Genomic DNA, 1,442 nt, shown 5'->3' with positions numbered 1-1,442 from the left:
CCGAACCGACGCGCCATCTTCGAGCTGCTCGCGCGGCGTCCCAGCGCGGTCGGTGAGATCGCCGAGCTGCTGCCGATCACACGGCCCGCGGTGTCCCAGCACCTCAAGGTGCTCAAGGACGGCGGCCTCGTGATCTCCCGTGCCGACGGCAACCGCCGGATCTACAGCCTCAACCCCCACGGGGTGTCCGCGGTGCGGGCCTGGCTCGACGGCGTCTGGGAGCACGCCCTGGCGAACTTTCACAAGTACGCCGAGCAGACCGCCGCCGACGACATCGTCCCCACCGAGCACCCCGACCAGGAGCAGCCATGACCACGCCGATCCCGTCGATCGAGGGCAAGACCACCGTCAACGTCAACCGTGACCGCGCTTTCGAACTGTTCACCGCCTCGATCGGATCGTGGTGGCCGCGTCAGTACCACATCGGCGCCGCGGACGTCGCCGACGTCGTCCTGGAACCCCACGTGGGCGGACGCTGGTTCGAACGCGGCGTCGACGGCAGCGAGTGCGACTGGGGGCGCGTCTTGACCTGGGACCCGCCCGAGCGGGTCGTGTTCACCTGGCAGATCGGCGGTGACTGGCAGTTCGACCCCGACCCCGACCACGCCAGCGAAATCGACGTGCGCTTCCACGCCGACGGGCCCGACCAGACCACCATCGAGGTCGAGCAGCGCCACTTCGAGCGCCTCGTCGGCGGCGAGAACGTCCACGGTGCCATCGAGCACGGCGGCGGCGGATGGGTCGCGCTGCTGCAGGCGTACTCCGGACTGGTGGCCACCGAGACGGCGCAGCCGTGACCGACCCGATGCGCCTCGCCCAGGACGAGCGCACCGACCTGGCCGGCCTCCTCGCCGGACTCACGCCCGAGCAGTGGAACGGACCAACTCTCTGCACGAAGTGGCGGGTCCGCGACGTCGTCGCCCACATCATCAGCTACGACGACCTCGGCCCGCTCGGCCTCGTGGGGCGCTTCGCCCAGGGGTGGTTCGTGCCCGATCAGGTCAGCGAGGTCGGCGTCCAGCGCTACGCCGCACTGAGCACCGACGAGCTCCTGACCGAACTCGAGAAGCACCTCCGACCTGCCGGCCTCACCGCCGGCTTCGGCGGACGGATCGGCCTCTGCGACGGACTGATCCACCACCAGGACATCCGGCGCTCGCTCGGGCTGCCACGCGAGGTCCCCGCCGAGCGCCTGGCCGAAGCACTCCCCTTCGCCCGGACAGCACCCCCCGTCAAGGCGTCCCGCCGCGTTCGCGGTCTGCAGCTGGTCGCGACCGACCTCGACTGGACCTCCGGCACGGGGCCGGCCGTCGAAGGCCCCGCCGAGCCCCTGCTCATGGCCATGGCCGGCCGCCGAGACGCCCTCGACGAGCTCACCGGACCCGGCACGGTCACCCTGGCCGAGCGCCTCGGGTGAACGAGACTCTCCGGCCACGTGCACG

3 protein-coding genes are annotated in these 1,442 nt (G+C 71.3%); all 3 read left to right on the top strand.

Annotated features, from left to right (window positions below; genetic code table 11):
* Positions 1 to 312: ArsR/SmtB family transcription factor (locus AC0CYZ_RS05525; protein WP_472213128.1), on the top strand; the 312-nt coding region annotated here is incomplete at its 5' end.
* Positions 309 to 797, top strand: coding sequence for an SRPBCC family protein (locus tag AC0CYZ_RS05520; protein WP_472213126.1), 489 nt, complete (start codon positions 309 to 311; stop codon positions 795 to 797). The genes AC0CYZ_RS05525 and AC0CYZ_RS05520, both read left to right, overlap by 4 nt.
* Positions 798 to 805: 8 nt before the next feature.
* Positions 806 to 1,417: a maleylpyruvate isomerase family mycothiol-dependent enzyme gene (locus tag AC0CYZ_RS05515; RefSeq protein WP_472213130.1), complete on the top strand. Its 612-nt coding sequence runs from the start codon at positions 806 to 808 to the stop codon at positions 1,415 to 1,417.
* The last annotated feature ends 25 nt before the right edge of the window (positions 1,418 to 1,442 follow it).

The sequence above is a fragment of the Actinomycetospora sp. genome, assembly GCF_055612215.1.
This window is presented reverse-complemented; position numbering and strand designations above follow the sequence as displayed.